22 protein-coding genes, 1 tRNA gene and 4 pseudogenes are annotated in these 23592 nt (G+C 54.0%); 4 read left to right on the top strand and 23 right to left on the bottom strand.

The features are described from left to right. Nucleotides 1–80: 80 nt before the first annotated feature. From ACHMW6_RS24155 to uvrB, 3 genes and pseudogenes are all read right to left on the bottom strand, one after another. A complete protein-coding gene (locus ACHMW6_RS24155; protein WP_395400580.1) occupies nt 81–590 on the bottom strand; it encodes a DUF4142 domain-containing protein in 510 nt (169 codons plus the stop codon). Beyond that, entirely contained in the window at nt 587–1360 is a 774-nt protein-coding gene (locus tag ACHMW6_RS24150) for an RNA polymerase sigma factor (protein WP_395400578.1), read from the bottom strand. Before ACHMW6_RS24150 ends, ACHMW6_RS24155 begins: the two co-directional genes overlap by 4 nt. After that, nucleotides 1308–3381: pseudogene (gene uvrB, locus ACHMW6_RS24145) on the bottom strand (excinuclease ABC subunit UvrB). Before uvrB ends, ACHMW6_RS24150 begins: the two are co-directional and overlap by 53 nt. Before the next feature lie 110 nt (nt 3382–3491). Between uvrB and ACHMW6_RS24140 the strand changes: the two are divergent. Together ACHMW6_RS24140 and ACHMW6_RS24135 are read left to right on the top strand one after the other, a co-directional pair. Continuing rightward, a pseudogene (locus ACHMW6_RS24140) lies at nt 3492–4692 on the top strand (amino acid aminotransferase). Nucleotides 4693–4794: 102 nt separating this feature from the next. Then, nucleotides 4795–4870, top strand: a tRNA-Asn gene (locus ACHMW6_RS24135). Nucleotides 4871–5020: 150 nt separating this feature from the next. On the opposite strand, the gene ACHMW6_RS24130 is transcribed toward ACHMW6_RS24135, so the two are convergent. The 15 genes from ACHMW6_RS24130 to ACHMW6_RS24060 all read right to left on the bottom strand — a co-directional run bounded on the left by ACHMW6_RS24130 (nt 5021) and on the right by ACHMW6_RS24060 (nt 15863). Further along, complete coding sequence (locus ACHMW6_RS24130; protein ID WP_395400576.1) at nt 5021–5740, bottom strand: hypothetical protein; 720 nt, start codon at nt 5738–5740, stop codon at nt 5021–5023. Between the two features lie 514 nt (nt 5741–6254). After that, complete coding sequence (locus ACHMW6_RS24125; RefSeq protein WP_395400574.1) at nt 6255–6533, bottom strand: hypothetical protein; 279 nt, start codon at nt 6531–6533, stop codon at nt 6255–6257. 986 nt (nt 6534–7519) lie between these two features. Continuing rightward, nucleotides 7520–7945, bottom strand: coding sequence for a hypothetical protein (locus ACHMW6_RS24120; RefSeq protein WP_395400572.1), 426 nt, complete (start codon nt 7943–7945; stop codon nt 7520–7522). A gap of 80 nt (nt 7946–8025) precedes the next feature. After that, complete coding sequence (locus ACHMW6_RS24115; RefSeq protein ID WP_395400570.1) at nt 8026–8394, bottom strand: hypothetical protein; 369 nt, start codon at nt 8392–8394, stop codon at nt 8026–8028. A 109-nt stretch (nt 8395–8503) separates the two neighbouring features. Further along, nucleotides 8504–8908 (bottom strand): lysozyme inhibitor LprI family protein, encoded by a 405-nt coding sequence (locus tag ACHMW6_RS24110; RefSeq protein WP_395400568.1) that lies wholly within the window; start codon nt 8906–8908, stop codon nt 8504–8506. Between the two features lie 42 nt (nt 8909–8950). Further along, entirely contained in the window at nt 8951–9154 is a 204-nt protein-coding gene (locus tag ACHMW6_RS24105) for a hypothetical protein (protein WP_395400566.1), read from the bottom strand. 32 nt (nt 9155–9186) lie between these two features. Continuing rightward, nucleotides 9187–9777 carry a hypothetical protein gene (locus ACHMW6_RS24100; RefSeq protein ID WP_395400564.1) on the bottom strand — a complete coding sequence of 197 codons (591 nt, stop codon included), beginning with the start codon at nt 9775–9777 and terminating at the stop codon, nt 9187–9189. A 129-nt stretch (nt 9778–9906) separates the two neighbouring features. Next, nucleotides 9907–10602, bottom strand: coding sequence for a hypothetical protein (locus tag ACHMW6_RS24095; protein WP_395400562.1), 696 nt, complete (start codon nt 10600–10602; stop codon nt 9907–9909). A gap of 225 nt (nt 10603–10827) precedes the next feature. Next, on the bottom strand, nt 10828–11667 hold the full coding sequence (locus ACHMW6_RS24090) for a hypothetical protein (RefSeq protein WP_395400560.1): 840 nt from the start codon (nt 11665–11667) through the stop codon (nt 10828–10830). 184 nt (nt 11668–11851) lie between these two features. Further along, the gene (locus ACHMW6_RS24085; RefSeq protein WP_395400558.1) at nt 11852–13009 is read right to left on the bottom strand and encodes a serine hydrolase domain-containing protein; all 1158 of its coding nucleotides are present in this window, start codon (nt 13007–13009) and stop codon (nt 11852–11854) included. A gap of 312 nt (nt 13010–13321) precedes the next feature. Next, entirely contained in the window at nt 13322–13612 is a 291-nt protein-coding gene (locus tag ACHMW6_RS24080; RefSeq protein ID WP_395400556.1) for an H-NS family nucleoid-associated regulatory protein, read from the bottom strand. Between the two features lie 185 nt (nt 13613–13797). Further along, nucleotides 13798–14172, bottom strand: a complete 375-nt coding sequence (locus ACHMW6_RS24075; RefSeq protein WP_395400554.1) for a hypothetical protein — start codon at nt 14170–14172, stop codon at nt 13798–13800. Nucleotides 14173–14176: 4 nt separating this feature from the next. Then, nucleotides 14177–14545, bottom strand: a complete 369-nt coding sequence (locus ACHMW6_RS24070; protein ID WP_395400552.1) for a hypothetical protein — start codon at nt 14543–14545, stop codon at nt 14177–14179. A gap of 621 nt (nt 14546–15166) precedes the next feature. Continuing rightward, nucleotides 15167–15712, bottom strand: a complete 546-nt coding sequence (locus ACHMW6_RS24065) for a hypothetical protein (protein WP_395400550.1) — start codon at nt 15710–15712, stop codon at nt 15167–15169. 25 nt (nt 15713–15737) lie between these two features. Then, nucleotides 15738–15863 (bottom strand): hypothetical protein, encoded by a 126-nt coding sequence (locus tag ACHMW6_RS24060; RefSeq protein WP_395400548.1) that lies wholly within the window; start codon nt 15861–15863, stop codon nt 15738–15740. Nucleotides 15864–16701: 838 nt separating this feature from the next. On the opposite strand from ACHMW6_RS24060, the gene ACHMW6_RS24055 reads away from it, so the two are divergent. Continuing rightward, a complete protein-coding gene (locus ACHMW6_RS24055) occupies nt 16702–16956 on the top strand; it encodes a hypothetical protein (RefSeq protein WP_395400546.1) in 255 nt (84 codons plus the stop codon). On the opposite strand, the gene istB is transcribed toward ACHMW6_RS24055, so the two are convergent. Both istB and istA read right to left on the bottom strand, forming a co-directional pair. After that, nucleotides 16943–17719, bottom strand: a complete 777-nt coding sequence (istB, locus tag ACHMW6_RS24050; RefSeq protein WP_395408548.1) for an IS21-like element helper ATPase IstB — start codon at nt 17717–17719, stop codon at nt 16943–16945. The genes ACHMW6_RS24055 and istB overlap by 14 nt on opposite strands. Before the next feature lie 2 nt (nt 17720–17721). Further along, the gene (istA, locus tag ACHMW6_RS24045) at nt 17722–19335 is read right to left on the bottom strand and encodes an IS21 family transposase (RefSeq protein WP_395400544.1); all 1614 of its coding nucleotides are present in this window, start codon (nt 19333–19335) and stop codon (nt 17722–17724) included. Nucleotides 19336–19438: 103 nt separating this feature from the next. Here istA and ACHMW6_RS24040 point away from each other — a divergent pair. Next, nucleotides 19439–20514, top strand: a pseudogene (locus tag ACHMW6_RS24040) (IS30 family transposase). On the opposite strand, the gene ACHMW6_RS24035 reads toward ACHMW6_RS24040, so the two are convergent. From ACHMW6_RS24035 to ACHMW6_RS24025, 3 genes and pseudogenes are all read right to left on the bottom strand, one after another. Then, nucleotides 20490–21017, bottom strand: a complete 528-nt coding sequence (locus tag ACHMW6_RS24035; RefSeq protein WP_395400542.1) for a DUF3806 domain-containing protein — start codon at nt 21015–21017, stop codon at nt 20490–20492. The pseudogene ACHMW6_RS24040 and the gene ACHMW6_RS24035 sit on opposite strands and share 25 nt — an antisense overlap. A gap of 81 nt (nt 21018–21098) precedes the next feature. Further along, nucleotides 21099–22257, bottom strand: a pseudogene (locus tag ACHMW6_RS24030) (IS30 family transposase). A 489-nt stretch (nt 22258–22746) separates the two neighbouring features. Then, nucleotides 22747–22959 (bottom strand): hypothetical protein, encoded by a 213-nt coding sequence (locus tag ACHMW6_RS24025; RefSeq protein WP_395400540.1) that lies wholly within the window; start codon nt 22957–22959, stop codon nt 22747–22749. Between the last annotated feature and the right edge of the window lie 633 nt (nt 22960–23592).

Here is a 23592-nt window from a genome sequence, read left to right as displayed (position 1 = left end):
GCTGACGCTCATTAAAACCCAAGGCGTAAAACTGGTGGCTGCCACATCGTGGCAGCCACCTGCTTTTGGCCTCGGGTTTTTTATTTGAGCTCGGCCTGGATATGTTTGGCATGCTCCAGGTGGGCTACGAAAGCAGGTCGCACATTGACCAGCGTCTGCTTCAATTCCGCATTCTTCGCGTTGGGGATCAAAGTCTTGTCGAGCGCATCGATCACTGCCTGGTGGTAGGTGACTTCATTGTCCACATAGGCTTTGTCGAACTCCTTGCCCTTCAGTCCCTTCAGCCTGGCGATATTCGCATCGCCGCCGGACTTCAGGCTTTGGGCGGTATCGCTATCCTTCGGCGTGACCTTCAGCTTCTTCACCAGGGCGGTCGCCTTCTCGTTCACGCTGGTGTGGTCGTTGACCATCATGCGCGCAAACGCCTGCACATCCTTGTTGGCCGACATCTTCTCAGCCAGCTTGCCCGCATCGATATCGACGGTATTCGCCGCGACGACAATGCCCGCGATCTGGGCATCGTCCGGCGCCTGGGCGTACGCCAGGGTGCCGGAAGCCGCGAGGATGGTTGCGAGGATCAGTTTCTTCATGGTTGCTCTCCTTGTGGTTGGTCGAGGGCGGCCAGCACGCGCGCCGTGATACGGTCGCAACGCTCGCCATCGAAACTGAATGCCTCCTCCAGCCCTATGTCCAGCTCGCGGCACAGCGCCTCCCGCAGCATGCTGCGGGCACGGAAGTGGCGGCTGCGCACGGTCGCTTCGGGGATGCCCAGCGCCGCGCTGGTCTCCTCCACGCTCATCTCCTCCAGCGCCCGCAACATGAAGACGGTGCGGAACGCATCGGGCAGGGCATCGATCTGCTGCTCCAGCAGGCGGCGCACGTCGGCCCGCATGGCGGACGTGTCCGGCGCATCGGCCTCGGTCGGCCAGTTTTCATCCGGCATGGCGCCCTCCAGTGGAATGATCTCGGCCCTGCGCGCGCTCTTGCGAACGCGCGCCATCGCGATATTGATGACGATGCGCGTCAGCCAGGTGGACAGGCTGGATTCACCACGGAAGCTGGGAAGGGAGCGGAAAGCCTGCAGGTAAGCATCCTGCAGGATGTCCTCGGCCTCGGCATCGTCGCGGACGATGCTGCGCGCCGTGCGGTAGAGCAGGCGGTTGTGGCGCCGGATGATGGGCTCGAAACCGCCTTGGGCGGCGGCTCGAGCAGTTCGGCTTCGGTAGCGGCTAGGGCTGGCATCTGGGTTCAGTTTCGATTGATTACGAACATTAGATGCCGCGTGTTCCCGCCGCGTTCCCGGATCCTCAAGAAATAACGTCGGCCCCCGGTGCGCCGAAGAGCTGCTCCTTGAGCGCATGCAGCTGGTCGCGTACCTGGGCGGCTTTTTCGAACTCCAGGTTCTTGGCGTGATCGATCATCAGCTTTTCCAGGCGCTTGATTTCCTTGCTGATCTGCTTCTCGCTCATCGACTCGTACTTCGCCGCCGACTCGGCCACGGCCATCTCTTCCTTCGCCGCGTTCGGGCTGTAGACGCCGTCGATCATGTCCTTGATGACCTTGTGCACGCCGCGCGGAATGATGCCCATCTTCTCGTTGTAGGCGACCTGCTTGGCGCGGCGGCGCTCCGTCTCGCCAATGGCGCGCTCCATCGAATCGGTCATGTGGTCCGCATACAGCAGGGCCACGCCGTTCAGGTTACGCGCCGCGCGGCCGATGGTCTGGATCAGCGAGCGCTCGGAACGCAGGAAGCCTTCCTTGTCCGCATCGAGGATCGCGACCAGCGACACTTCCGGCAAGTCCAGGCCCTCGCGCAGCAGGTTGATGCCGACCAGCACATCGAAGGTACCGATACGCAGGTCGCGCAGGATTTCCACACGCTCCACGGTTTCGATATCGCTGTGCAGGTAGCGCACCTTGATGCCGTGGTCGCCCAGGTATTCGGTGAGCTGCTCGGCCATGCGCTTGGTCAGCGTGGTCACCAGCACGCGCTCGTTCTTCTCGATGCGGTCCTGGATCTCGGACATCAGATCGTCCACCTGGGTGCGGGCAGGGCGCACGATCACCTGCGGGTCCACCAGGCCGGTAGGGCGCACCACCTGCTCGACCACCTGGCCGGCGTTCTTCTGCTCGTAGTCAGCGGGCGTGGCGGAGACGAAGATGGTCTGGCGCATCTTCGATTCAAATTCCTGGAACTTCAGCGGGCGGTTGTCCAGCGCGGACGGCAGGCGGAAGCCATAGTCCACCAAGTTGGTCTTGCGCGAACGGTCGCCGTTGTACATGGCCGAGAGCTGGCCGATCAGTACGTGGGACTCGTCCAGGAACATCAGCGCATCCTTGGGCAGGTAATCGACCAGTGTTGGCGGCGGCTCGCCCGGCATGGCGCCGGACAGGTGGCGCGAGTAGTTCTCGATGCCCTTGGTGAAGCCGATCTCCGCCATCATTTCCAGGTCGAAGCGGGTGCGCTGTTCCAGGCGCTGCTCTTCCAGCAGCTTGCCTTCCTTGCGGAAGAACTCCAGGCGGTCGCGCAGCTCGGCCTTGATGGTCTCGATGGCGCGCAGCACCGTCGAACGCGGCGTCACATAATGCGAGCCCGGGTAGACGGTGAAACGCGGGATCTTCTGCTTCACGCGGCCGGTGAGCGGGTCGAACAGCTGGATCGATTCCACTTCATCGTCGAACATTTCCAGGCGCACAGCCAGTTCGGCGTGTTCGGCCGGGAAGATATCGATGGTATCGCCGCGCACGCGGAAGGTGCCGCGGCCGAAGTCCATTTCATTGCGCGTGTACTGCATCTGGATCAGGCGCGCGATCACGTCGCGCTGGGCCACTTTGTCTTTCTGGCGCAGCGTGAGGATCATCTGGTGGTATTCGTTCGGGTTACCGATACCGTAGATCGCGGACACGGTCGCCACGATGACCACGTCGCGCCGCTCCATCAGCGACTTGGTGCAGGACAGGCGCATCTGCTCGATGTGCTCGTTGATCGACGAGTCCTTCTCGATGAACAGGTCGCGCTGCGGCACATAGGCTTCCGGCTGGTAGTAATCGTAGTCAGGACACGAAGTACTCGACCGCATTCTCCGGGAAGAACTCGCGGAACTCCGAATACAGCTGGGCCGCCAGCGTCTTGTTGGGCGCGAACACGATGGCGGGACGGCCCATGCGGGCGATCACGTTGGCCATCGTATAGGTCTTGCCCGAACCCGTTACACCGAGCAGGGTCTGGAAGGACAAACCGTCCTCAATCCCTTCGCACAAACTTTCGATAGCCGTGGGCTGGTCGCCGGACGGAGGGAAGGGCTGGTGCAGTCGGAACGGTGAATCGGGAAAGGTGATTACGGTCGCTTGTGGCGAGCCGTTGTTTTGCGAATCAGACATGAGGTCAGACCTTTGGTAGAATATGCGCTTGTCGGCGGCCTAAACCGGATTTTGTTCGGACGCCGGCATGCTACGCTGCTGAACCGCCTCCAATCGAATCCAATCTTATCATGACGAATCCTTCCGTTTTCAGCGCCATCGAGATGGCCCCGCGCGACCCAATTCTTGGTATCACCGAAGCCTTTAATGCCGACACCAACCCAGCCAAAATCAACCTGGGCGTCGGTGTTTATTATGACGACAACGGCAAAGTGCCGCTGCTCTCGTGCGTTGATAAAGCGGAAACTATTCTCATTGCCCAGCACGCCCCACGTACTTACCTGCCGATCGAAGGCCTGGCAGCTTAGACAAGGCTGTGCAAGAGCTGGTATTTGGTGCCGACAGCGCCATTATTCAAGAGAAGCGTGCCGTGACCGTGCAGGCACTGGGCGGCACGGGCGCGCTGAAGATCGGCGCCGACTTCCTGAAGCGTTTCTCGGCTTCGTCGGACGTGTACATCAGCGATCCGAGCTGGGAAAACCACCGCGCGCTGTTCGAAAGCGCCGGTTTCAAGGTCAACAACTACGCTTACTACGATCCGCCACCAAGGGCGTGAACTTCGCCGGCATGATCGCCGCGCTGAAAGATATGCCGAAGGGCTCCATCGTCGTGCTGCACGCCTGCTGCCACAACCCGACCGGCGCCGACCTGACCCAGGGCCAGTGGGATGAAGTGATCGCCGCGGTTGTCGCCGGCGGCCTGATCCCGTTCCTGGACATGGCTTACCAGGGCTTCGGCGCTGGCATCGCCGAAGACGGCGCCGTGGTGCGCCGCTTCGCCGCCACCGGCGTGCCGCTGCTGGTGTCGAACTCCTTCTCCAAGTCCTTCTCGCTGTACGGCGAGCGCGTGGGCGCGCTGAGCGTGGTCGCTGCGTCCGCCGACGAAGCTTCCCGCCTGCTGTCCCAGCTGAAGCGCGTGGTGCGCACCAACTACTCCAACCCGCCTGTGCACGGCGGCAAGGTGGTGGCAACCGTGCTGTCCACCCCGGAACTGCGCCAGCTGTGGGAAGACGAACTGGCCGGCATGCGCGTGCGTATCAAGGAAATGCGCGACACCTTCGTCCGCAAGCTGGCCGAGAAGGCCCCTGGCCACAACTTCGAATTCGTGCGTGAGCAGATTGGCATGTTCTCCTACTCCGGCCTGACCAAGGAGCAGGTAGGCAAGCTGCGCGAGCAGTCGATCTACGCCGTGGACACCGGCCGTATCTGCGTCGCCGCGTTGAATTCGCGCAACATCGACACCGTTGTTGACGCAGTCGCCAAGGTGCTTTAATATCTCGGTCTCGCGTCGTTACGGCGGCGCGAACGGCAGCAGAAAGTACCGGAAGTGATGCCTTGTGAGTGTTGCTTTAACAGTATATAATGTTGCCTCTAATCCCTGATAGCTCAGTCGGTAGAGCGACGGACTGTTAATCCGCAGGTCCCTGGTTCGAGTCCAGGTCGGGGAGCCAAAATACAGAAAAGCCCAGCCTTCACAGGTTGGGCTTTTTGCTTTTTAGAGTTCCACTTATTCGCTCGTTGATTACTTATTTCTCGAATAGGTTATTGCGAAGTTCCGTTTTCGCCCCGAAGCTGACCGTGGCGATTTCCATAATTTGGAATCAGAGTAGTCGCTCATACGGTGAGCTTGCCGCATTCCAATCAAATAGAAATAACGGAACGAAAATGAAATTTGAAATCTGCATCTGAATTTTCTCTATCGGACGAAGAAGGCTTGCGTTTTGCCAGCTTGGGTCTAACGATTGAAAGTTCGCCATGTTTGGCAAATCATCAGGCATAAGATTCAGAAAAAATCGGAACCCACGAAACTCGAAGAAACCGCCCAAGAGGCGGTCAACACTTAAAAGTGGAGCAAAATGAAGTGTGTCACTCGATTCTATTATCATTCCAGGACGTGCAGCAGCGTACATTCCGGCAGCGGACTCAAAGGTTTTGTGTCCATAGCAGATTTCTACGATGTCTAGCGGAACTTTCTTCCTTATTGTTTCATGTGGCCCAATGTAATAATCGTGAGACAGAGAGAGATTCAGCAAAGTTTTTAAAAACCATCGTTCCAATAACCTCGCATTAATCATTGTGGGTGGTCGGCTGATTCGAGCGAGTGGCGTTGTGTTGATGCGAATATTGTCCCATCTGCAGAATTCCCGAATCGCGTCAAATACAGCGCTAGCTTCGGCGTCAAGGCGAGAAAGGCTATTATTGTGATTTTGGCAAAGAATTTTAGCTGTGAGCGATTCGATTCCAACAGTACGAAACGCATCTTTGCACCAAGGAAATCCCTTCACATGAATCGCGTTACTCTGAAAAAGCGACTTTGACACGACGTGTTCTCGTGACATTCCGCCATTACATCCTCCTATACTTTCAGCCCAACAAGACGACACGTGGCCCCCCAATTAGAAATGTAAAGAATGCGGCGTAATTGACGTCTATATCAACCCCTAGCACCTAAATAACGACTTCCCAGGTCCCCTTACCGACCTCACGAAGAAAGCGACCACCATCTTCTCGTTGTACAACGTCAACGGAAAGTTTGAACTTCGTGCCTAGCGGGTGCGCATGCCGCATGGCCTTTGAACATTGAACCCGCATTGTCGTAGGAACCGCTTGCCCCGGAATGGGGCGAACACGAAAAGAGGCCGATGACGGTTCACCTATGTTTAGGAAAGTCTCGACGATTATGTCCATGGAATGCCCCTCCGTTGGTGGCCGGGTGCCGTCCGGCAGGTCAGGATAGCATGTTGCCCACATGCAAAGTTGATAATTGTCACATTCAGGCAGAAGTCGCCACTTTAAGCGGACCTTATGACTGATTCGAATTCAAATCCGCGTGCCTCACTTGCCCTCAAGCACGTCCTGCGCTGCCGCTTTAAGCCATTGGTCTGCTAGCTCGTGAACCCGCAACCAGTGCGCCAATTCGTTTGTACGCGCATCCTGCCGCGTTGCCAACAATCCCAGCGCCATTGTTGCGCTGGAAGGTTCAGACACGAAGTCCTCCACAAGCGCAGCGAGCGTCTCGTTATCAACTTTGGACCAGTCAGGCTCTGTCGGGTATAAAAGCTGAATTTCTTGTACCAAATTCATTCTGAGGTGTGTCGGTTCGTTGGGCATCATCACCTTTCCTTACGGTCGTCCGCTGTACTGTGGACGAGCCTGAGCTACTTATTGCGAGCGTCCCCTTCTGGCCGATATGGGTCCGGCGCATCACATAATCTTCGATAGTTCATTATTAAGCAATTCAACATCCATGACTATCGAGTCAAGTTCCGCCAACGAGAAGCGTCGTTCATCCTGATCCGCCGGCGGGTACCCTGAAACATGTATGACAATCTGTGTCTGCGTATGAAATCCCCAACGGCCATGCGCGAACCGGTTTCTCACTTCGCGCAATGAGTCAGCGGCCATATACCAGGCGAAGACTTCACAACAATGCGCACTGTTGTCGGGGTGCAGAGCAATACCAGTTTCAAGGAAGCGTTCAAGCTTATCCTGGAACTTCCCGGCGTCCCCAACAAGCAGTGACAGTAAACTCGACACGGGCAAAGGTAACGAAAAAGCGCCCTAATATGCAATGTGTGTAGTCCTGAATCTCTTGGTGGTCCAACTGGCCACTGGATGAAGTCAAAAGCTACCTCTTCAAAATTCTTGAATTGAATAGTCCGCAAATGGCCGGTTTCGGCCCCGCTTAGATGCAAGGTTCTGAGATTAGCCTACCGCCAATTAAGTGTTCGGGACATCCGCCAGGCATAGGCAGTGTCGGCGCGCAGATGCCTGGCTTCGCAGCCTTGTTTTTCACAGGAGAGCAGTCTCCTTGACACTCGCTATCATCAGAACATGCCTTGCCCGCATCAGTCGTATTAATTGTACAAAAGTAGAATTGGCCCATTGGGAAAAGAATCCATTTTCCACCTCGTTCAATGCATTGCTGCTTAGTCTCAGGTTGCTTCGGCTTCGAGACTGCTTTGGGTTCGCTCGCTGAACTGTTCAACGTGAGTAGCGTTACGATGGCTAACAATATACTTCGGTTCATCAGGAAGGTCTCTAGCCAATAAAATCAGGTGTTCGGTAACCCATCTCAAGCCGCTTCTGGCCGCATTCCGTCACCGAAGCGCAAGCAAGCCATCTACCAATTGTCCGAGCTCTGCATCCCGCATGGACTCCCAAAATGAACTTGGAGGATTCAACGAGTAATCTCTGTCTAGCATTTCAACAATATCATCAAAGGCAGCATCCGAGTCATTGAAGTCGAAACGGGGGCCATGAAAGGCTACGCGTGCGACATCCCGAGGAATGAACACGGCAGAACCCCAACCGAGCTGCTCGTGCAAAATCTGGGATATCTTCCCCGCTAAAATCTGACGCTCGCCGCTGCCCCACAGAGACATATCAGTTTCCGTTCGGTTTGCCTGGAATTCTTTTAGCGTTTTAAAAAAGGATAGGTCCGGCCCCAACCATCGGACGCCGATGAAAAACTTCTTCCATTTGTCTGTTGGTGGAAAGTGGGCAGGAAATTCAAGAATATCCATCGTCATATCTTCTTGAGAGCAGTCGTGATCCGCTCTTGGCCGAATACGGAACCCCGATTACTAGTCCAGCTCAAAAGGTCTCAAACAACAATTTGATCAACGACATCGCCACCGGGATAGATCTGCAACGACTCAAATTGATCAAAGTCATCATGCAGCTGTAGGGCTAAGTCGTTCGTGAATCTGATCTCGAGAAGGCGTTCACTTAGCACCACATATTCTCTGACAGGCGAATGAAGCATGAGCTGAAATTTGTGGTTCGACCACCCATCAGACGCCGTCCACTCAGATTGCGCCAATCCGGCGGTGACCAGAGTCGCCCGACTCTGTAACGCGATGCAGGTTCCAGAACCAAACCTAAATTGCACGTCGGTTGGTCCGAGACAAATTTGCTGAAGCTCGGTACCGACAAGGTCGTCTAGATTTAGGTCAGATGCAAAGCGGTACATAATTTCTGATTCGTTCTTTAAATTGGCACCAATGTCAGCTGCTGGCCGTAGTCAGCCCATTATAATCCTGGGTTCACTCACATCGGCATCAAGGCCAACAGTCTTTTAGTTACTGACTCAGTTCATTGAGCCTTGCTATTCTGGCTTCGTTTAACTCTGCCTCGCATGCTAGTTTCAATGATTCCGACGCATTACCACTGCTGGCAACCACGTCGCGGAATCTGCATTCAGCGAGGCGATAGGCACGAAAGGTCTGACTACTCGACAGTAACGCCTTCTTTACTTTTGCACGAGAAGCACTGTTATCAGCACTCATCGAAAATTTTGCTAAGGTGGCGTTTTCGGTCTTTGCAAGGACAAGTTCAGTTGCTCGGGCATAACGTTCAACGCAAACAGCCATTACAGGATGGGCACCTTCAGCCCAGCAACCTTCGATAATCTCTCGGCTAGCCTGGCCCATTGCTGGAATGGTTACTGAAAGACAGATCAACCCAATCAGAAATTTGTTATCCATGTCTCTCTAAAAAGCATTGGTGAACGGCTGTTTCTGGCCGCTTCAGCCACGGTCAGAATTTAGATAGGCCAGCAGTTCACTTCGTGCCATTGTTGCCACAGAGTCCTCCATCATTTCAAGTGCCAGAAAGCCCTTCCGATTACGCACAAAAGATGTTTCTGCCTTAGTCAAGGGGCGCTGCATAATCCGTTCACATTCGACCAGAATCTGGTCTTGCCACGTTGTGACCATTTTATCGCTGTTCATTATTCACTTTTTGCATTGGCCGCTGCTGGCCGCTATCGACCCTGTTCATCGTAGGTTTCGCTCCAAGCAAACTGCTCTTCAAGCATTTCGTCCAGCTCCGATGCATCAAGATTCGAAAGCATGGCGCCCAACTTCAACTCGCCCTTTGCTAAGGCCACCACGCCGAGAATGGCTTGGATGGTCGTGCTGTCGGTTTCCAATCCGAGATCAGTCAAAGCCAACGCAGAAGTTCGCACCCAGGCGCTATCGTAATCTGCCTTCAGCCATGCGGGCAAAGCAGGATTACTTTTGCGATGACGCTCAACCTCGATGGTTGCCAATAACCCGTAAAAATTCCAATCACGAGTAGTTGCAGCGGCTGCGATGCTAACGATTTGTGGAACTGCTGCGTAAGAAGCGACACCGACATCGCCCTGATGATGGAGCTCATTCCAAAGCTCATCCCATACGTCGATCCCATCTCTCATTGACCTCAAGGCTATCGAGACGTCATAAGGAATTCTATAGCCGCCATGGAGCTCCTTCCAAATAACATCGTCAAGGCTCAACATATGTTCATTTATCCATTTATCGTTTTTGACAGGTCGCTCTTGACCGAGTGCCGTCTCAGGTTCGAAAGCCACACGCGGGCCGGGCAATGCTACGAACTAGCGCAGGCGAAAGATATTATTGCAGACCCACGACTCCTGGAAACGCCGCATTATTTAGTCCGCGTATGTATTTTTGAGCTCATCCGTCCCTCAGCTATAGGGCTAGATTTTTTTCGGGACTGTTATGATTTCCTGATCAACTTCCAGCTTCAAGGATGTTAGCAAATACTTGGCATGCCTTACTGTTGCCCCCTTTTGATATACGACCGAGAGATGCATTTGGTCAAGCACTTCAAACGAGAATATGCGATCCGCGTTGTGCAAAACCTCCGTAAAGCCAGTGCCATCCTGCGTTGTTAGAGCAACGTTTGAGTGATCTTCAGAGGAAAGCTTGCCGTCTCCATTTGTGTCGTCTGTGACATATTCGAAGTACAGTGCTTTGGTCGGCTGTTCTACTCGCTCATTCCGGTCGGTTGGCTCACGATGAAGTTGCGATACGTTGAGAATGATGTTCTTGTGGTCCTTAAACAGCCATCGCGCGGTTTTTGCGGTCCCAGTAAGGAACAAAACATTTCGGATTTCACTTCCGCTGCTGCCGGACGAGAACCCCTGAGATTTTTCGTGAGTGGTCAGCCGCAGCATTTGTGCATTTGCGCCTGTGATGCTTTCAAGCTGACTAAATGTCAACATGACCGATTGCTTCGAAGATGAAGCTGCCTCAGGAACTTCCACGGCACCTCGACGCTCCCATCGATTGCTGGCTACCATCATCCAGCCGACGGATATGCCAGCGCCAAGAAGAACGACGAGCAGCAAGACGCTGTTGATTCTGCCAATAACGGTAAATAGTCGATCCATAGTTCTTGGCGAGCTCACTGTTCGAATTTATCGGTGCGTTTTTGCGAATCTATGTTGCAATTGGAATGGAAGTGCCAAGTCTGGAAATTGGTACTTGGACTGGGCAATTCCACGGACTATTACTGTTTCACTTCCTAGCAGCTGAATGACGGCTTCTGGCCGGTAACGGGCTCGACTAGCAAGGCACAACCACTGCGGGCGCGGTGTCTGTCTATTTGTCGTCGTTTAACGTGGCCGCAAAGACTCCACTGCAGGAAGTGAAGCCGTCGTCGGGCCGACATTGATGTCTCCAGTGTAGGCATCCTTAGCGTCGGATACGATAACGGCAAATTCTTGGGGCCCTGCTTGAACGGTACGAAAATGTACACCGCACTCTTTTTGGCAGTCCCATGCGCCGCCTCCGGTCGAGGTCAAGTTGAAGGTATCCGTACCAAGGTCCTTTAAGTAGGTAGGTACCGCTGCGGGTACTTCAGCAGGAAGCCACGCCGGCTTCGTTTTCATATTGTGGATATTGCCGCTCAACGTCAGAATTAGTGACGCCGGGCGAGCGCTAAATTCTGCGCGTATCCTGTCTGCCATTTTCTCATCGTTGCGAAGATGCCAATCCGTGCTGCGACCTTGCATCGGGAATACCGTTAGCCGATACCCAGCCTGACGAAGTCGACGCAAGCCCTCGATCATGTCCAGCATCGCAACGCTGGCCCTGCCGTCCTTACCTGTAATCCAGAAGTCAGTCTGCAACAGGGCCTCACGAGCAGCGAGGCCACCATCTGATGTCAAGTACATGGCGAGAGGCTGCTCTTGGTCGGCAGGTTGTTCAAGGCCGACGGAGACCTCAGCACCTTGTTGGAGGGCTGTGCAAACAATGCGTAAGAAAGTTGCGGGCATTTCGTTCGTGCCATGGCCTTCGCCAAACATTACAATCCGGTGGCCGTGCAAATAATCAGCCATTCCAAGGATTCCTGAGCAGTTTATACCAGGCGGAACGGTTATGGCCTGTGCGGGGAGGGAGCCCAATGCCATGATCGCAAGAATGAAAGAGAATATCAGGCGGTTTGTTCTCAATTCAGGCACTCCTCAAAATACAAGAATTAAACAGCATCTGGTAGGAACAACTCATCAACCAGTCTCGTTAGATAACCTTCTCTGTTGCATCAACGTCCGCAGCCGTCTGCCGCCCACTCGCGCCCACTCGTGAACGTTCCCAGATAGCTTTGTTTCGCACATCTCGAACACAGCGCATCTCGACTCATTGAGCTACGGCAAATGAAAGACTTGTTAGGTCACATTGTCTGGCGGGGTCTATTTTTCCACAATGTTTAAAAAACAGTCGAGCGAGATCGCCGGCTATTTTATCGACATCGACTGGATATACGTTCGCCATCAGAATGATCGTCAGCGGAACTCGCGTGAAGCGTTCGTATCCAACTTGATATCCTGGTAGTGTGCCGCCATGGCCGACCGCAATTTCGCCGTCGATCTTGTCGACGAAGGCACCAAACCCATAACCGAAGCCCTGATCCTGAAACATACGTGTCCGGAGCGTTGCGTTCAGTCCGAGCGCATCTGTATCATGCAAAGCACGATCCCAGAGGATTAGGTCGTCGATGGTCGAATATAGATTTCCCGCGGCGTAGAGCATGTTTGGGGAAATATGGAACATGTTCTGAAGTCCGCCATCAGTGAGCAGGTAACCGGGAACGAAAGATGGCAGGATCTGAGTATCATCAAAATAGCCCGAGTGCGTCATTCCCGCTGGTCGGAGCACCTGCTCACCGATATAGTCGGCGTAAGTTTTGCCTGTTACCTTCTCAATGATCATGCCGAGCGCGACATAATTGGTATTCGAATATTCGAATTTGCTACCAGGTATGAACCGTAATGGCTGATCTTTTACCAAGGCCAAAATAGCGTCCGGCGTGCGATCGACTCGCATGAGAGCACGGAAGGAATTCGTGCTGGCCGAGTATTCTGCGAGCCCGCTGCTTTGGCTTAGAAGGTTTTGGATCGTAATCGGCTGCCATGATTGCGGCGAGTCTGGAAGATAGTTCCGAACGGATGCATCGATAGCCAACTTACCCGACTGGATCAACTGCAAGATCGCCACGGCAGTGAACATTTTGGTAGTTGAGCCAACGCGATACACGGCGTCAGGACGAGTAGGAATTTGCCAAACTCGATCACCGATGCCGTACGAGCCACGCACTATTTTCCTGCCGGCATATACAATAGCTAGGTTGGCGGCCCAACCGCTTTTGGAAACATACCCTCGCATCATCGTATCGACATCGCGTTCGAAGGCTTCAAAGCTGTCGCGGGATGCGGGCGCACATAATACAGGACCGGCAAGGGAGCCTAGGAGACTAAACGCCAGGACGGCCCTTTGCATTTTCAATTTTAAACTCATTCTTTTTCTTTATGTTTGGACCGCTTTTGGCCGAAAGCCCCAAGTCCAGTCAGAAAGAGGCCCGCGAATGCGGGCCAAACCGAAGATGGGCAAAGTCTCAAGAATCCCAGCGGGATTTTAAAGGTTTGGCGTGTGGAGGTAGAGCTCCTTCTATACCAGACATGAGTCGGTAGTCTTTGCATTGAACCTACACCCAATTTGTGTAGCGCGCTGTGCCGGAATTCACATTCAAAGACAGAATCAGAAGCTATTTGTTCCATAGTCAACATCCGCGAACTGACGGACGGCTATTGGCCCGTTGAGGCCAACGACTTACTTAATCAGGAAGTCATCCTTACTCTTCCCGGCCAACCACAAGGGAGCCCGGCCTCGGCCAGTCCAGGTTTCGCCGGTCTGAGCATTTCGGTACTTGGCCGGAACCGGTTGACGAACCTTGGAGGATTTTGTGCTGCGGCCGCCCCTGAGGTCATCCAGCGTAAGACCATAGGTCGTCATGATTTCAGCAATTTTTGCTTTGGCGGACGTCAATTCAGCAGCACGTGCTTCTTTAGCTTTGTTCTCCAGCTCTGCGATTTGTGCCTTAATTTCTGCGTAGGTAGTCATGAGGCCATACTCCTAGATTTGCCGATCGGGTTCCCAATCTATCACTTCAGGAATTCAATTACTAGCGTGTGCTGAGCTAAGGACTTGCAGCCTCTGTCGCCCCTAAGCCGCCAGTCATAAATTTTCAAATCGTGAATGGTGAGCCTTGTCTTGAGACCCCAGCGAATCAAAAAGCCATAATCCCCTTAAGCGCTTTCAAGAAATCTCGAATGCCATTGAGGTTTAATGTTCATGCTTTTAATGAAATGGTCTATCATCGCCTTTGCAGCCAGGTGTGGGGCAGGAGTTAATACGATGGCTTTCCAAACCGTGTCTATCTCCGGCCCCGAAGATTTCCTATCAAGCGTCTTCATATGGATGATTCTGTCGCGTGACTCCTTGAGCTGCTTGTAGTTTTGCCAGCAGTGAGTGCCTTTAGGGGACTTGCAACCCAGTACTTCAGGCAGGATTACGGTAAGTTTTTCATCGGTAGATGAGTAACGCTCAATTGTCCCTTTGTTAGATGCTTCGAGCACCACCTCACTGTTTTTGTGCCGCGCGTATATAAAGTCGTCAGGCACGGATTCATTTTGCGAACGCTTCTATAGCGGAATAAGCGAGAACAATCGCCTCCATCATTCTTTCGATGTAGTCGATTGCCTCGGCCTCAGATGAAAACGATAATTCCTTCTTCAGGGATTTATCAATCTGACTTGATTCTCTCAAAATCTTAGCACTTTTGAATGCTCTTGCAGACGCGTTGAGCATCGAAGCCGTTGCATTAGGTATCGGGACAGTGAGCTGTTTCTTCTTAGTTAGCTGGATTACTGATACTACCGTGATGCGCGTACCTATTGGGACAGTCACTCCAGTCCATGGGTTATCCCAATTCTCTGCCAAGTGTGACGTGGTTTGTAGACGCCAATCACCTTTATCTATTTCTGGTGTGCTCATCGTCATCTGCCATTCAAGTTGTTCAACTGCATCTAGTCAGCTTTTTGCCGGTAAGTGTCAGCGGCATTCGTTGGTTCGCATTAACATGTCTCATCCTATCTGTCTGATTCTTTTGAACCAGATTGAAATTCAACGCACCGTCGTTTTACGCGCTCGGAAGTAAATTCTCGGATCTGAATTGCGGCAAGTGGCGAGTCCTTATCGTACGCAAATGCATATGATGCGTACTCCAAGGCCATATCATAATTTCCATTCTCTGCGGCATCATAGGCTGTTACTAGAGACATTATGCTTTGCGCCTTGCGTAGCTGCAGCTGCCTATACTCGCTTGCTGCCCAACCGAGGCACGCCGACAGTATGAATGTGACGAAGATTAGCAAACCTATTTTTGTTTTTGTCATGCGCACTCCAACTTGTCAGCTTTTGGCCGTACCCGGCCGACGTGAGAGAGCGTAGCATCATGCTCGCCTGAAAGGTTTACACTTTGTCACTCCAGCTGATGTCGCCGATTGCTAACTCTTGTACCAATCTGACTGCTTGCAAACTATGACGACTACCGAAAAGCATGGAATAGCTCAGTCCTCAACTCATGCTCTTCCTCAATGCTTAGATTTAGAACCTTTACCCAGATGCGAATAGCACCTTGCCGTCGCTCGGCGACATGCTTAAAAATTGAATAGCTGGACGCCAAAAATGTGCTTTAGAAAAAGTTCCGAGTTTTATCAATGCATCACTTAATAGCACCTTATGGGTAAAAGCCGAGCTCTTGTAGAAACGGAAGAACGTCGAAAGAACCTCTTGATACAGATCAAGCTCTTCTATGTTTGCATGGTCGTCAATGAGAAACGCCTCTAACGCGTTAATTACGGGCTCAGGGACTTTCAAGTTTTCCTGCTGCTCTACAATCCACTCACCAGCCACCAACCAATCGACAAGCGCTTTTTGTGTTCCTGTCATGTTGCCGTGATTACTAAGTTTCTCCAACGCAGTGATCTTCCAAGATTGCTGACGGTCAAAGGCAAGTTTTTTTGCCTCATGTAAGTCGGAGGGGAATACGGCTTTGAGTTTTTTCCACCTAATATCTGATTCCCGTTGCTCCAAAAATTTAATCGAAATTACAATTGCAAATGTAATAATAAGAACAATCAAAATAAGGGAAGCGAGCATAAATGGCGGGATTTATTTTTGAATATTATTGCAATTCAAATTTATTGCAAATCTTCTGTAAAACCTTGTTGCCCATTTCGATGGCGAAGGTCCGAATCTGGCCGGTTACGGCCTGCGTGATGGCAAGGTTAGGCATTGCGCGCGTACTCATGGAAGAGCTCCTTTGCTTGTTCCTCGCTCTCAACCAGGCATTGCGCATAATCAGACCACCATGGGTTTGACCACTGAGGGTCTGACACTCGTTTGCATACGAACAGTCTCAATGTATCACCGTTACGTTTAACCACGCCAATCTGGTCATCATGAACCAGTAAATGAACAACTTTATCAAAGTGGTTCAAATCAATAATCGCGCCGTTTAAAAGGAATTGCATAAGACCTGACAAAGTTCGAGCGTATAGAATGGCGGCTTATGGCCGAACGCGGCTGTATGGACCTCAAGAGTCATCGGTCAAACTTCAACGCTTTATCTAGTGCGCTTTCAAGGTCTTCAAGGACCAGGTCTGTAGCGGGGCCAATCATCCTCGCTTTTAAACCTAAACAGTCTATCTCAACCTTCAAACTGTCTGGTCGGTGATTGCCCGGAAACTTGCGCAGACACAGTCGAACAGTTGCTTCATCTTCCCAAACGCTCGCGTCGGCTGACCAGTTTTCGTCTTTAAATGAAAATATGCAGTGGTCACGCTTGACGTCCCATACCGATGGGCTATACACCCATAGCGAGTTCCGAGCTTCCCACACTTCTGTCCGCACCTCAAAGTTCTTTTGGGGTGATACCGACATAATTTCCATAGTAATTCCATTAATGAGCAACGCGGAAAAGCGACCGGCCGCTTGTGGCCGTTTAACGCCGTTCTAGCCATTTGACCATCTAACACGGAAGTTAGGGTGCTACCGCTCCTTCGGTCCGCTAGCGATGGCATCTTTGACATGCGGATTCAACCGGTCGACGCAACACTATAAACTGCTTAGGCAGGAGGAGTGTTGCCATGAAACGCAAGCCACGAATCTATTACACTGACGATCAAAAGGCATTGATGTGGGAACGCTGGCGTCAAGGTGAATCTCTGCAGCATATTGCCCAACTTTTCGGCCGAAGTCACGGCGCAATCCAGGGAATTCTTATTCGTAACCCCGTTGGCCAGGTTAAATTCCTCCACCTTTGGCCAGGTCAAATTCCCCCAGGCAGGACAGTCCGGATTGTAGTTCATGTTCCTGCCGCCGGCCTTGTCAGTCCTGCTTGACGTCGGCAGACGTCAAGCGCGTAAGCCGCGACGCTGCCTCCTTCAGTCGGTAGCTTTTTCCCTCGAACTCCAGGATCTGCGCCCTGTGCATGAGCCGATCCAAGATGGTGGTCGCCATCGTGTTGTCGCCAAGGTACTTGCCCCAGTCCTGCACGACCCGGTTGGAGGTCACCACGATGCTGCGCTTGAGTTTGTAACGCTGGTGCACTAGCGTCTGCAGCAGCTCACCGGCCTTGTCGCCGATACGGCGCGCCAGGAACAGATCGTCGAGGACCAGAAGATCGGCGTCGATCAAGGTACGTAGCTGCTGCCGTTGTTCGGCATCGCCACCCAGCGCATAGGCCGCGAACGCGCCGTCGGCCTCCAGGTAGCGCACGTTGTGCCCCTGCAGCGTGGCCTGGTAGGCCACCGCCTTGGCGATGTGGCTCTTGCCGGTCCCTGGCCTGCCGATGATCAGGGCGTTCTGCCCCTCGGCGACGAACTTGAGGGTGTGCAGCTCGAAGCAGGCGGCCCGTGGCAGCTTGGGGTTGAAACGCCAGTCGAAGTCGGCCAGCGACATCCGTTCATCCAGTCCGCTTTGCTGGAAGCGCCGTTCCATCAGGCGCGAACGGCGCCGGTCCAGTTCATCCTGCAGGATCAGCGAGAAGGTGTCGAGGAAGGGCTCCTGGTTGGCTTGGGCCTGCAAGATGCGGGTGTCGAGAGTGGCGCGGATGCCCGACAGACGCAGCTCGCGCAGGGCGCGCTCGATTTCGTTCATGCTCATGCTCATGGTGCCTCCGTGGTCGGTGTAATGGCGGCGCTGGCGTTCGCCGCGCGCGTGAACAGGTCGGCGTAGTCCTCGCCTTCGCGGATCAGTGGATGGTGCTGCTGCAGGTCCAGTTCGGCCTGGAGCGGCGCGTCGATCTTGGCCAGCGCCTGCGCCAGCAAGCGTTCGGTCAGGACCTTGATCGACTTGTAGTTGCGCACGTTCTCCTGCAAAGCCTGGGCGCAAGCCTGGTCGATCAGACGGCGCGGAAAGCGCTTGGCCAGACCCACCACGCCGCGCAGCTTGCGCTGGCCCACTCGCCCTTCATGCTCGAACCATTGCTGGCACAGGGCCAGCGCGGCGTCGCCGATGTCGCCGGCCTGGGCCAGGATGCGGCGCGTTTCGCGTGAGGGGTTGAAGGGCCGCTCATCGTCGGGCAGCAGCACGCTGCCGGGGCGCTGGGCGCGCGGATGCGTGCGCAATAGGGCCAGCGTGAAGCGGTCGCGGATCTCGACGTGGCGCTCGAACAGGCGCACTAGCACCCGGCTGCCGATCTTCGCCGGGCGCGCCGCGTAGCTGCTATGGTCGATGCGGATGCAGGTGTCGTCGGCGACGGTGCGCTCGCACTCGGTGTAATAGCCGAAGCCCTGCTGCGGCAACGCGCCGAGGTGGGCGCGTTCCTCCTGAAACATGGCCTCGACCTGGCGCTTTGCGCTGCCGTGGATGCGCGGCGCCGCCCACTTGATTTCCCATTGTTCGAGGAAGGCGTTCTGCTCCTCGATGGTCTCGAAGCGGCGTCCCTTGAGCGCGGTGCTCTGGGTGTGCTGGATCGCGTTTTCGACCGTACCCTTGCGGTTTGGGTCACGCACCCTGGCCGGGTCGGCGACGACGCCGTAGTGGGCCAGCACGTCCCTGTAGACGGGGTTCAGCTCCGGTTCGTACAGGTCGGGCTTGATGACGCCTTCCTTGAGGTTGTCGAGCACGACGTAGGCCGTGGTGCCGCCGAAGTACCGGAAGGCCTGCTCGTGCAGTTGGGCCCACGTTTCCTTCGATGATTTCCAGACCACACGCCGGAAGCAGCGCCGCGAGTAACGCAGGGTCATGACGAACAGGCGTGGCCGCCGGTATCGGTCGCTGCCGGCGATGCGCGTCAGCGCGCCCTCGCCGTAGTCGACCTGGGCTTCCTCGCCGGGCGCGAACTCAAGGCGGTCGAACTGCTCCGGATCGCGCTGCACCAGACGGCCGGCGAAGCGCTTGACGCTGTTGTAGCGGCCCGTGAAGCCGAATTGGTCGACCAGGTCCTGATAGATCGCCGTGTAGTTGCGGCGAAGGCGCAGCTGGGCCTCGATGAAGGCACGGTGTGGTTCGCACAGGGACTGCGGGCCGGTATCTGGAGCCGGTGGCCGGGGTGGGGGAATTTCAAGCGGGGCGCCGGTGGCCGGGGTGGAGGAATTTGCTGTCGCTGATCCGGCGGCCAGGGTGGGGGAATTTGGTTCCGGCCCGGTCGTGCCCAGCGCCAGGCGGCGGATGGTTTTTCGGTCCACCCCGGTCAGCCGCGCTATCTCGCGCTGGCTGGTGCCGGTTGCCAGCAGCGTGGCGACTGTGGTGCGTTTGTTTGGTTTCAAGACGTTCACCCTCCATGCTCCCCTTCGATGGTCGAAGGGGTAAGGTTACGTCCTGCCAGCGGGATTGCTCTCCGGGGACCGCCAGCCTACAGCAGCGCTACTCGGTCAGGAGGTGGGGGATTTTGACCCGGCCAGGGGTGGGGGATTTTGCCCGGCCAACGGGGTTCGTAACGGTGGGATTAGTCCTGCTCAGCGTTCCCGATCCAGGTTGGCTTTAACCATTGCCGAGCGCGAAGATATCTCGCGTTCGCTGGTAGGCGGCGCATCGATTCGGAAGATTGCCGCTTCGCTGGGTCGAGCCCCATCCACCATCAGCCGGGAAATCAAGCGTAATGGTGGGGAGGCGCTATACCGGGCAAACCAGGCCGACAAGCGCGCCTGGGATCGAGCACGGCGCCCTAAGCGCTGTAGACTGGCAGAGAACCCTGCGCTGGCTGAAACGGTGGCTGCGAAGCTTCAACTGCAATGGTCACCTGAGCAAATTGCTGGATGGCTCAAGCGCGCTTACCTTGGCGATAAGGCTCATCAAGTGTCTCACGAAACGATTTATCGCAGCCTATACATTCAGGCTCGTGGCGCTCTGAAAAAGGAGCTTACCGAGCACTTGCGCCGTACTCGAGTAATGCGTCGCTCGCGCCACCACACGCAGAAGACTGAAGATCACGGCCGAATCGTCGATGCGATTTCGATTAGCGAACGGCCCGCCACGGCTGAAGATCGGGCAGTTCCTGGGCATTGGGAAGGTGATCTCTTATGTGGCAGTCACAACAGCCAGATCATCACGCTGGTTGAGCGGCAGACGCGCTATGTGATGCTAGTGAAGGTGGCGCACAAGGATAGCGAAACAGTCGTGAATGCGTTACTCCAGCATGCGATGAAGCTGCCCCAGAACTCTACAAGTCGCTCACTTGGGATAGAGGTTCAGAGCTGGCAGACCACAAGCGTTTCAAGCTGGCGACCGATATCCAGGTCTTCTTTTGCGATCCAAGAAAACCTTGGCAACGCGGGTCGAATGAGAACACCAATGGCTTGCTGAGACAGTATTTGCCAAAGGGGCTGGATTTATCTAGTTACTCGCAAGGTCAGCTCGACGCCATCGCCAATCGGCTGAATGAACGACCTAGAAAAACGTTAGACTATGAAACGCCGGCTCAACGGTTTTATCAATGTGTTGCGTCGACCGGTTGAATCCGCACAGCATAGTAGACTCCAGCCATAAAATCATATTGATTGTTTTGAACGCGTTTCGCCACGGACGACAATGGAAATGAAACGACTTCATACTTTCTAGCTCGAACAGCTAAGTCTGTTCCATACTCGTCGGTGACCTCAACCCATTCCATATCAAAGTCTTCTGCTAGCCTACTTCCTAAGTAAGCCCCTAGCCTTTCTACTACATCATCTACAGAAAACCGACTAGCTTTGTCTCGCTGCCAAAACCGAAACGCTTCATCGTATGCTTTGAGTGATGGGGTAGCGCCTGGCTGATAAACTGCCAAAAATTGCTTGGCCGCTTTATCAAGTTCATGAATTTGCCTCAGCTTGTGTGGGCCCACAGGGACGATTTGCTGTCGAACTGGGGTAACTGTTTTCGAAGTCATCGAGACAGTCCCCCCAGGCGTACTAATTGTCTTGGATTCTTGCTGCTCAGCCTTAGCGATGAAAGGTGAAAGCAACAGCGATAAAAGCATCCTTCGACGCATCATATGATTTTATTTAGCAGTTAATGGTGAATCAGTAGACTTCCGGTAGGTCTGCTCTTGGCTGCGGATTCAACCGGTCGACGCAACACATTGATAAAACCGTTGAGCCGGCGTTTCATAGTCTAACGTTTTTCTAGGTCGTTCATTCAGCCGATGGCGATGGCGTCGAGCTGACCTTGCGAGTAACTAGATAAATCCAGCCCCTTTGGCAAATACTGTCTCAGCAAGCCATTGGTGTTCTCATTCGACCCGCGTTGCCAAGGTTTTCTTGGATCGCAAAAGAAGACCTGGATATCGGTCGCCAGCTTGAAACGCTTGTGGTCTGCCAGCTCTGAACCTCTATCCCAAGTGAGCGACTTGTAGAGTTCTCGGGGCAGCTTCATCGCATGCTGGAGTAACGCATTCACGACTGTTTCGCTATCCTTGTGCGCCACCTTCACTAGCATCACATAGCGCGTCTGCCGCTCAACCAGCGTGATGATCTGGCTGTTGTGACTGCCACATAAGAGATCACCTTCCCAATGCCCAGGAACTGCCCGATCTTCAGCCGTGGCGGGCCGTTCGCTAATCGAAATCGCATCGACGATTCGGCCGTGATCTTCAGTCTTCTGCGTGTGGTGGCGCGAGCGACGCATTACTCGAGTACGGCGCAAGTGCTCGGTAAGCTCCTTTTTCAGAGCGCCACGAGCCTGAATGTATAGGCTGCGATAAATCGTTTCGTGAGACACTTGATGAGCCTTATCGCCAAGGTAAGCGCGCTTGAGCCATCCAGCAATTTGCTCAGGTGACCATTGCAGTTGAAGCTTCGCAGCCACCGTTTCAGCCAGCGCAGGGTTCTCTGCCAGTCTACAGCGCTTAGGGCGCCGTGCTCGATCCCAGGCGCGCTTGTCGGCCTGGTTTGCCCGGTATAGCGCCTCCCCACCATTACGCTTGATTTCCCGGCTGATGGTGGATGGGCTCGACCCAGCGAAGCGGCAATCTTCCGAATCGATGCGCCGCCTACCAGCGAACGCGAGATATCTTCGCGCTCGGCAATGGTTAAAGCCAACCTGGATCGGGAACGCTGAGCAGGACTAATCCCACCGTTACGAATAAGAATTCCCTGGATTGCGCCGTGACTTCGGCCGAAAAGTTGGGCAATATGCTGCAGAGATTCACCTTGACGCCAGCGTTCCCACATCAATGCCTTTTGATCGTCAGTGTAATAGATTCGTGGCTTGCGTTTCATGGCAACACTCCTCCTGCCTAAGCAGTTTATAGTGTTGCGTCGACCGGTTGAATCCGCAGCCATTACCAGCAATGCCTGTCGGCCATTGCTGGGTCGAACGTGGTTTCACAGACTTCTAACGCTAACTCATATGATGACGATGGCGCAAATGCAGCTCGCAGCCGAATGACATCACCGACAGCCGCCGCATTCAAACGTAGATCCATGGCATCAGCGAGCCTAACTATTTCCCTCAACGGCCCAGCAATCCAGTGTTCTGTGATTACTGAATGTTCGCAAGTTCCGAGCTCTAAATACTTGTACGGTCCGAAGTGTTGGTGCTCCGATGCCAAGTCATTTCGAGGATTCGCTGCATACGCACGCATGGCCTCGGGAAACCGTCGGAGTCCTGCTTTCGAACCTTGAAGACGCCATTCTCTAATTTCATCGTCTCTCTCGTAGAAAAATCCAAGCTCACGCCATTCGCGCTGAGTCACCTCATTGATTCGGTTAGATGGCATCGTAGTTCGGAAGGAATTGAGTATTCAAAAATTGCTCTATGACCGCTTGTCGCCGTTCGCCGACTCCCCATGATGGACGCAAGCGGACCAGAAAGTCGAAATCAATTTGCTCAACCATGCTTTGCGCTTGGACAATCGCCCTCTTGTAGGCGCTCGAACGGGACATATTTGCCGTTTCGCTTTGGATACCAATACCATTCATCCGCAGAATATCCGAACGCCTTCTCCTGGCCAGGTGTATGAATTGCCAACACAAGCATCGGACCACTTTCATCTCCAGCCAACGTGAAGGTTATACCCTTCTCCTTGACGCTCCAGTCGTAGCGATTCTTACCGTTGAAGGACAACGTGTATTCGTACTCTGTGCCAGAAGGGTATCGTTTTTTCACTTCACCCAAGCCACAGGAAGTCGATATCCCATCCTCAGTTCGGAAAGCTGGCGAAGTCGCGTGGACCTCGACGACGTTGCCCTTCGCATATGCCACGAAGAGAAACTGACTTCCCCCTTTCACGCCACCAATCCAAAGGTCAGCTAGGTCAGCAGGCCCAGTTGTCAGTCTATGGCTAATTGGAGGGGAACCGAGGGCCGAAATGATATCTGTCCTCGATTGACCAATGCAAACTCGTCCAATGCACTTACCAGGCTGCACCAAGTCGTTTGCGAAAACCTGCACGGGTTGAAGGCAAGCCCCTAGCACGGCCAATACGCGCAGAACTTTTATCAGGGAATTTCTAAACATTTTAACGACAATAAATTCAAAAAATAAAAGTCAGCTACGAACCTCGTTGACCGTCATGGTTACGAGACTGACTGCTACTGGCCGATTGTTGTCGA

The organism is Pseudoduganella sp. UC29_106 (genome assembly GCF_044055365.1).
GTDB lineage: Bacteria > Pseudomonadota > Gammaproteobacteria > Burkholderiales > Burkholderiaceae_D > Rugamonas.
Note: the sequence above shows the minus strand (reverse complement) of the source record. Positions and strands in the feature narration are given on the sequence as shown.

Excerpts from the sequence above, each read along its gene's own strand:
- ACHMW6_RS24155 (WP_395400580.1), bottom strand. The coding sequence starts at position 590 with ATGAAGAAACTGATCCTCGCAACCATCCTCGCGGCTTCCGGCACCCTG.
- ACHMW6_RS24150 (WP_395400578.1), bottom strand. The coding sequence starts at position 1,360 with ATGCGCTCAAGGAGCAGCTCTTCGGCGCACCGGGGGCCGACGTTATTT.
- ACHMW6_RS24125 (WP_395400574.1), bottom strand. The coding sequence starts at position 6,533 with ATGATGCCCAACGAACCGACACACCTCAGAATGAATTTGGTACAAGAA.
- ACHMW6_RS24120 (WP_395400572.1), bottom strand. The coding sequence starts at position 7,945 with ATGGATATTCTTGAATTTCCTGCCCACTTTCCACCAACAGACAAATGG.
- ACHMW6_RS24115 (WP_395400570.1), bottom strand. The coding sequence starts at position 8,394 with ATGTACCGCTTTGCATCTGACCTAAATCTAGACGACCTTGTCGGTACC.
- ACHMW6_RS24110 (WP_395400568.1), bottom strand. The coding sequence starts at position 8,908 with ATGGATAACAAATTTCTGATTGGGTTGATCTGTCTTTCAGTAACCATT.
- ACHMW6_RS24105 (WP_395400566.1), bottom strand. The coding sequence starts at position 9,154 with ATGAACAGCGATAAAATGGTCACAACGTGGCAAGACCAGATTCTGGTC.
- ACHMW6_RS24095 (WP_395400562.1), bottom strand. The coding sequence starts at position 10,602 with ATGGATCGACTATTTACCGTTATTGGCAGAATCAACAGCGTCTTGCTG.
- ACHMW6_RS24085 (WP_395400558.1), bottom strand. The coding sequence starts at position 13,009 with ATGAGTTTAAAATTGAAAATGCAAAGGGCCGTCCTGGCGTTTAGTCTC.
- ACHMW6_RS24080 (WP_395400556.1), bottom strand. The coding sequence starts at position 13,612 with ATGACTACCTACGCAGAAATTAAGGCACAAATCGCAGAGCTGGAGAAC.
- ACHMW6_RS24070 (WP_395400552.1), bottom strand. The coding sequence starts at position 14,545 with ATGAGCACACCAGAAATAGATAAAGGTGATTGGCGTCTACAAACCACG.
- ACHMW6_RS24065 (WP_395400550.1), bottom strand. The coding sequence starts at position 15,712 with ATGCTCGCTTCCCTTATTTTGATTGTTCTTATTATTACATTTGCAATT.
- ACHMW6_RS24060 (WP_395400548.1), bottom strand. The coding sequence starts at position 15,863 with ATGAGTACGCGCGCAATGCCTAACCTTGCCATCACGCAGGCCGTAACC.
- ACHMW6_RS24055 (WP_395400546.1), top strand. The coding sequence starts at position 16,702 with ATGAAACGCAAGCCACGAATCTATTACACTGACGATCAAAAGGCATTG.
- istB (WP_395408548.1), bottom strand. The coding sequence starts at position 17,719 with ATGAGCATGAACGAAATCGAGCGCGCCCTGCGCGAGCTGCGTCTGTCG.
- ACHMW6_RS24035 (WP_395400542.1), bottom strand. The coding sequence starts at position 21,017 with ATGCTTTTATCGCTGTTGCTTTCACCTTTCATCGCTAAGGCTGAGCAG.
- ACHMW6_RS24025 (WP_395400540.1), bottom strand. The coding sequence starts at position 22,959 with ATGAATGGTATTGGTATCCAAAGCGAAACGGCAAATATGTCCCGTTCG.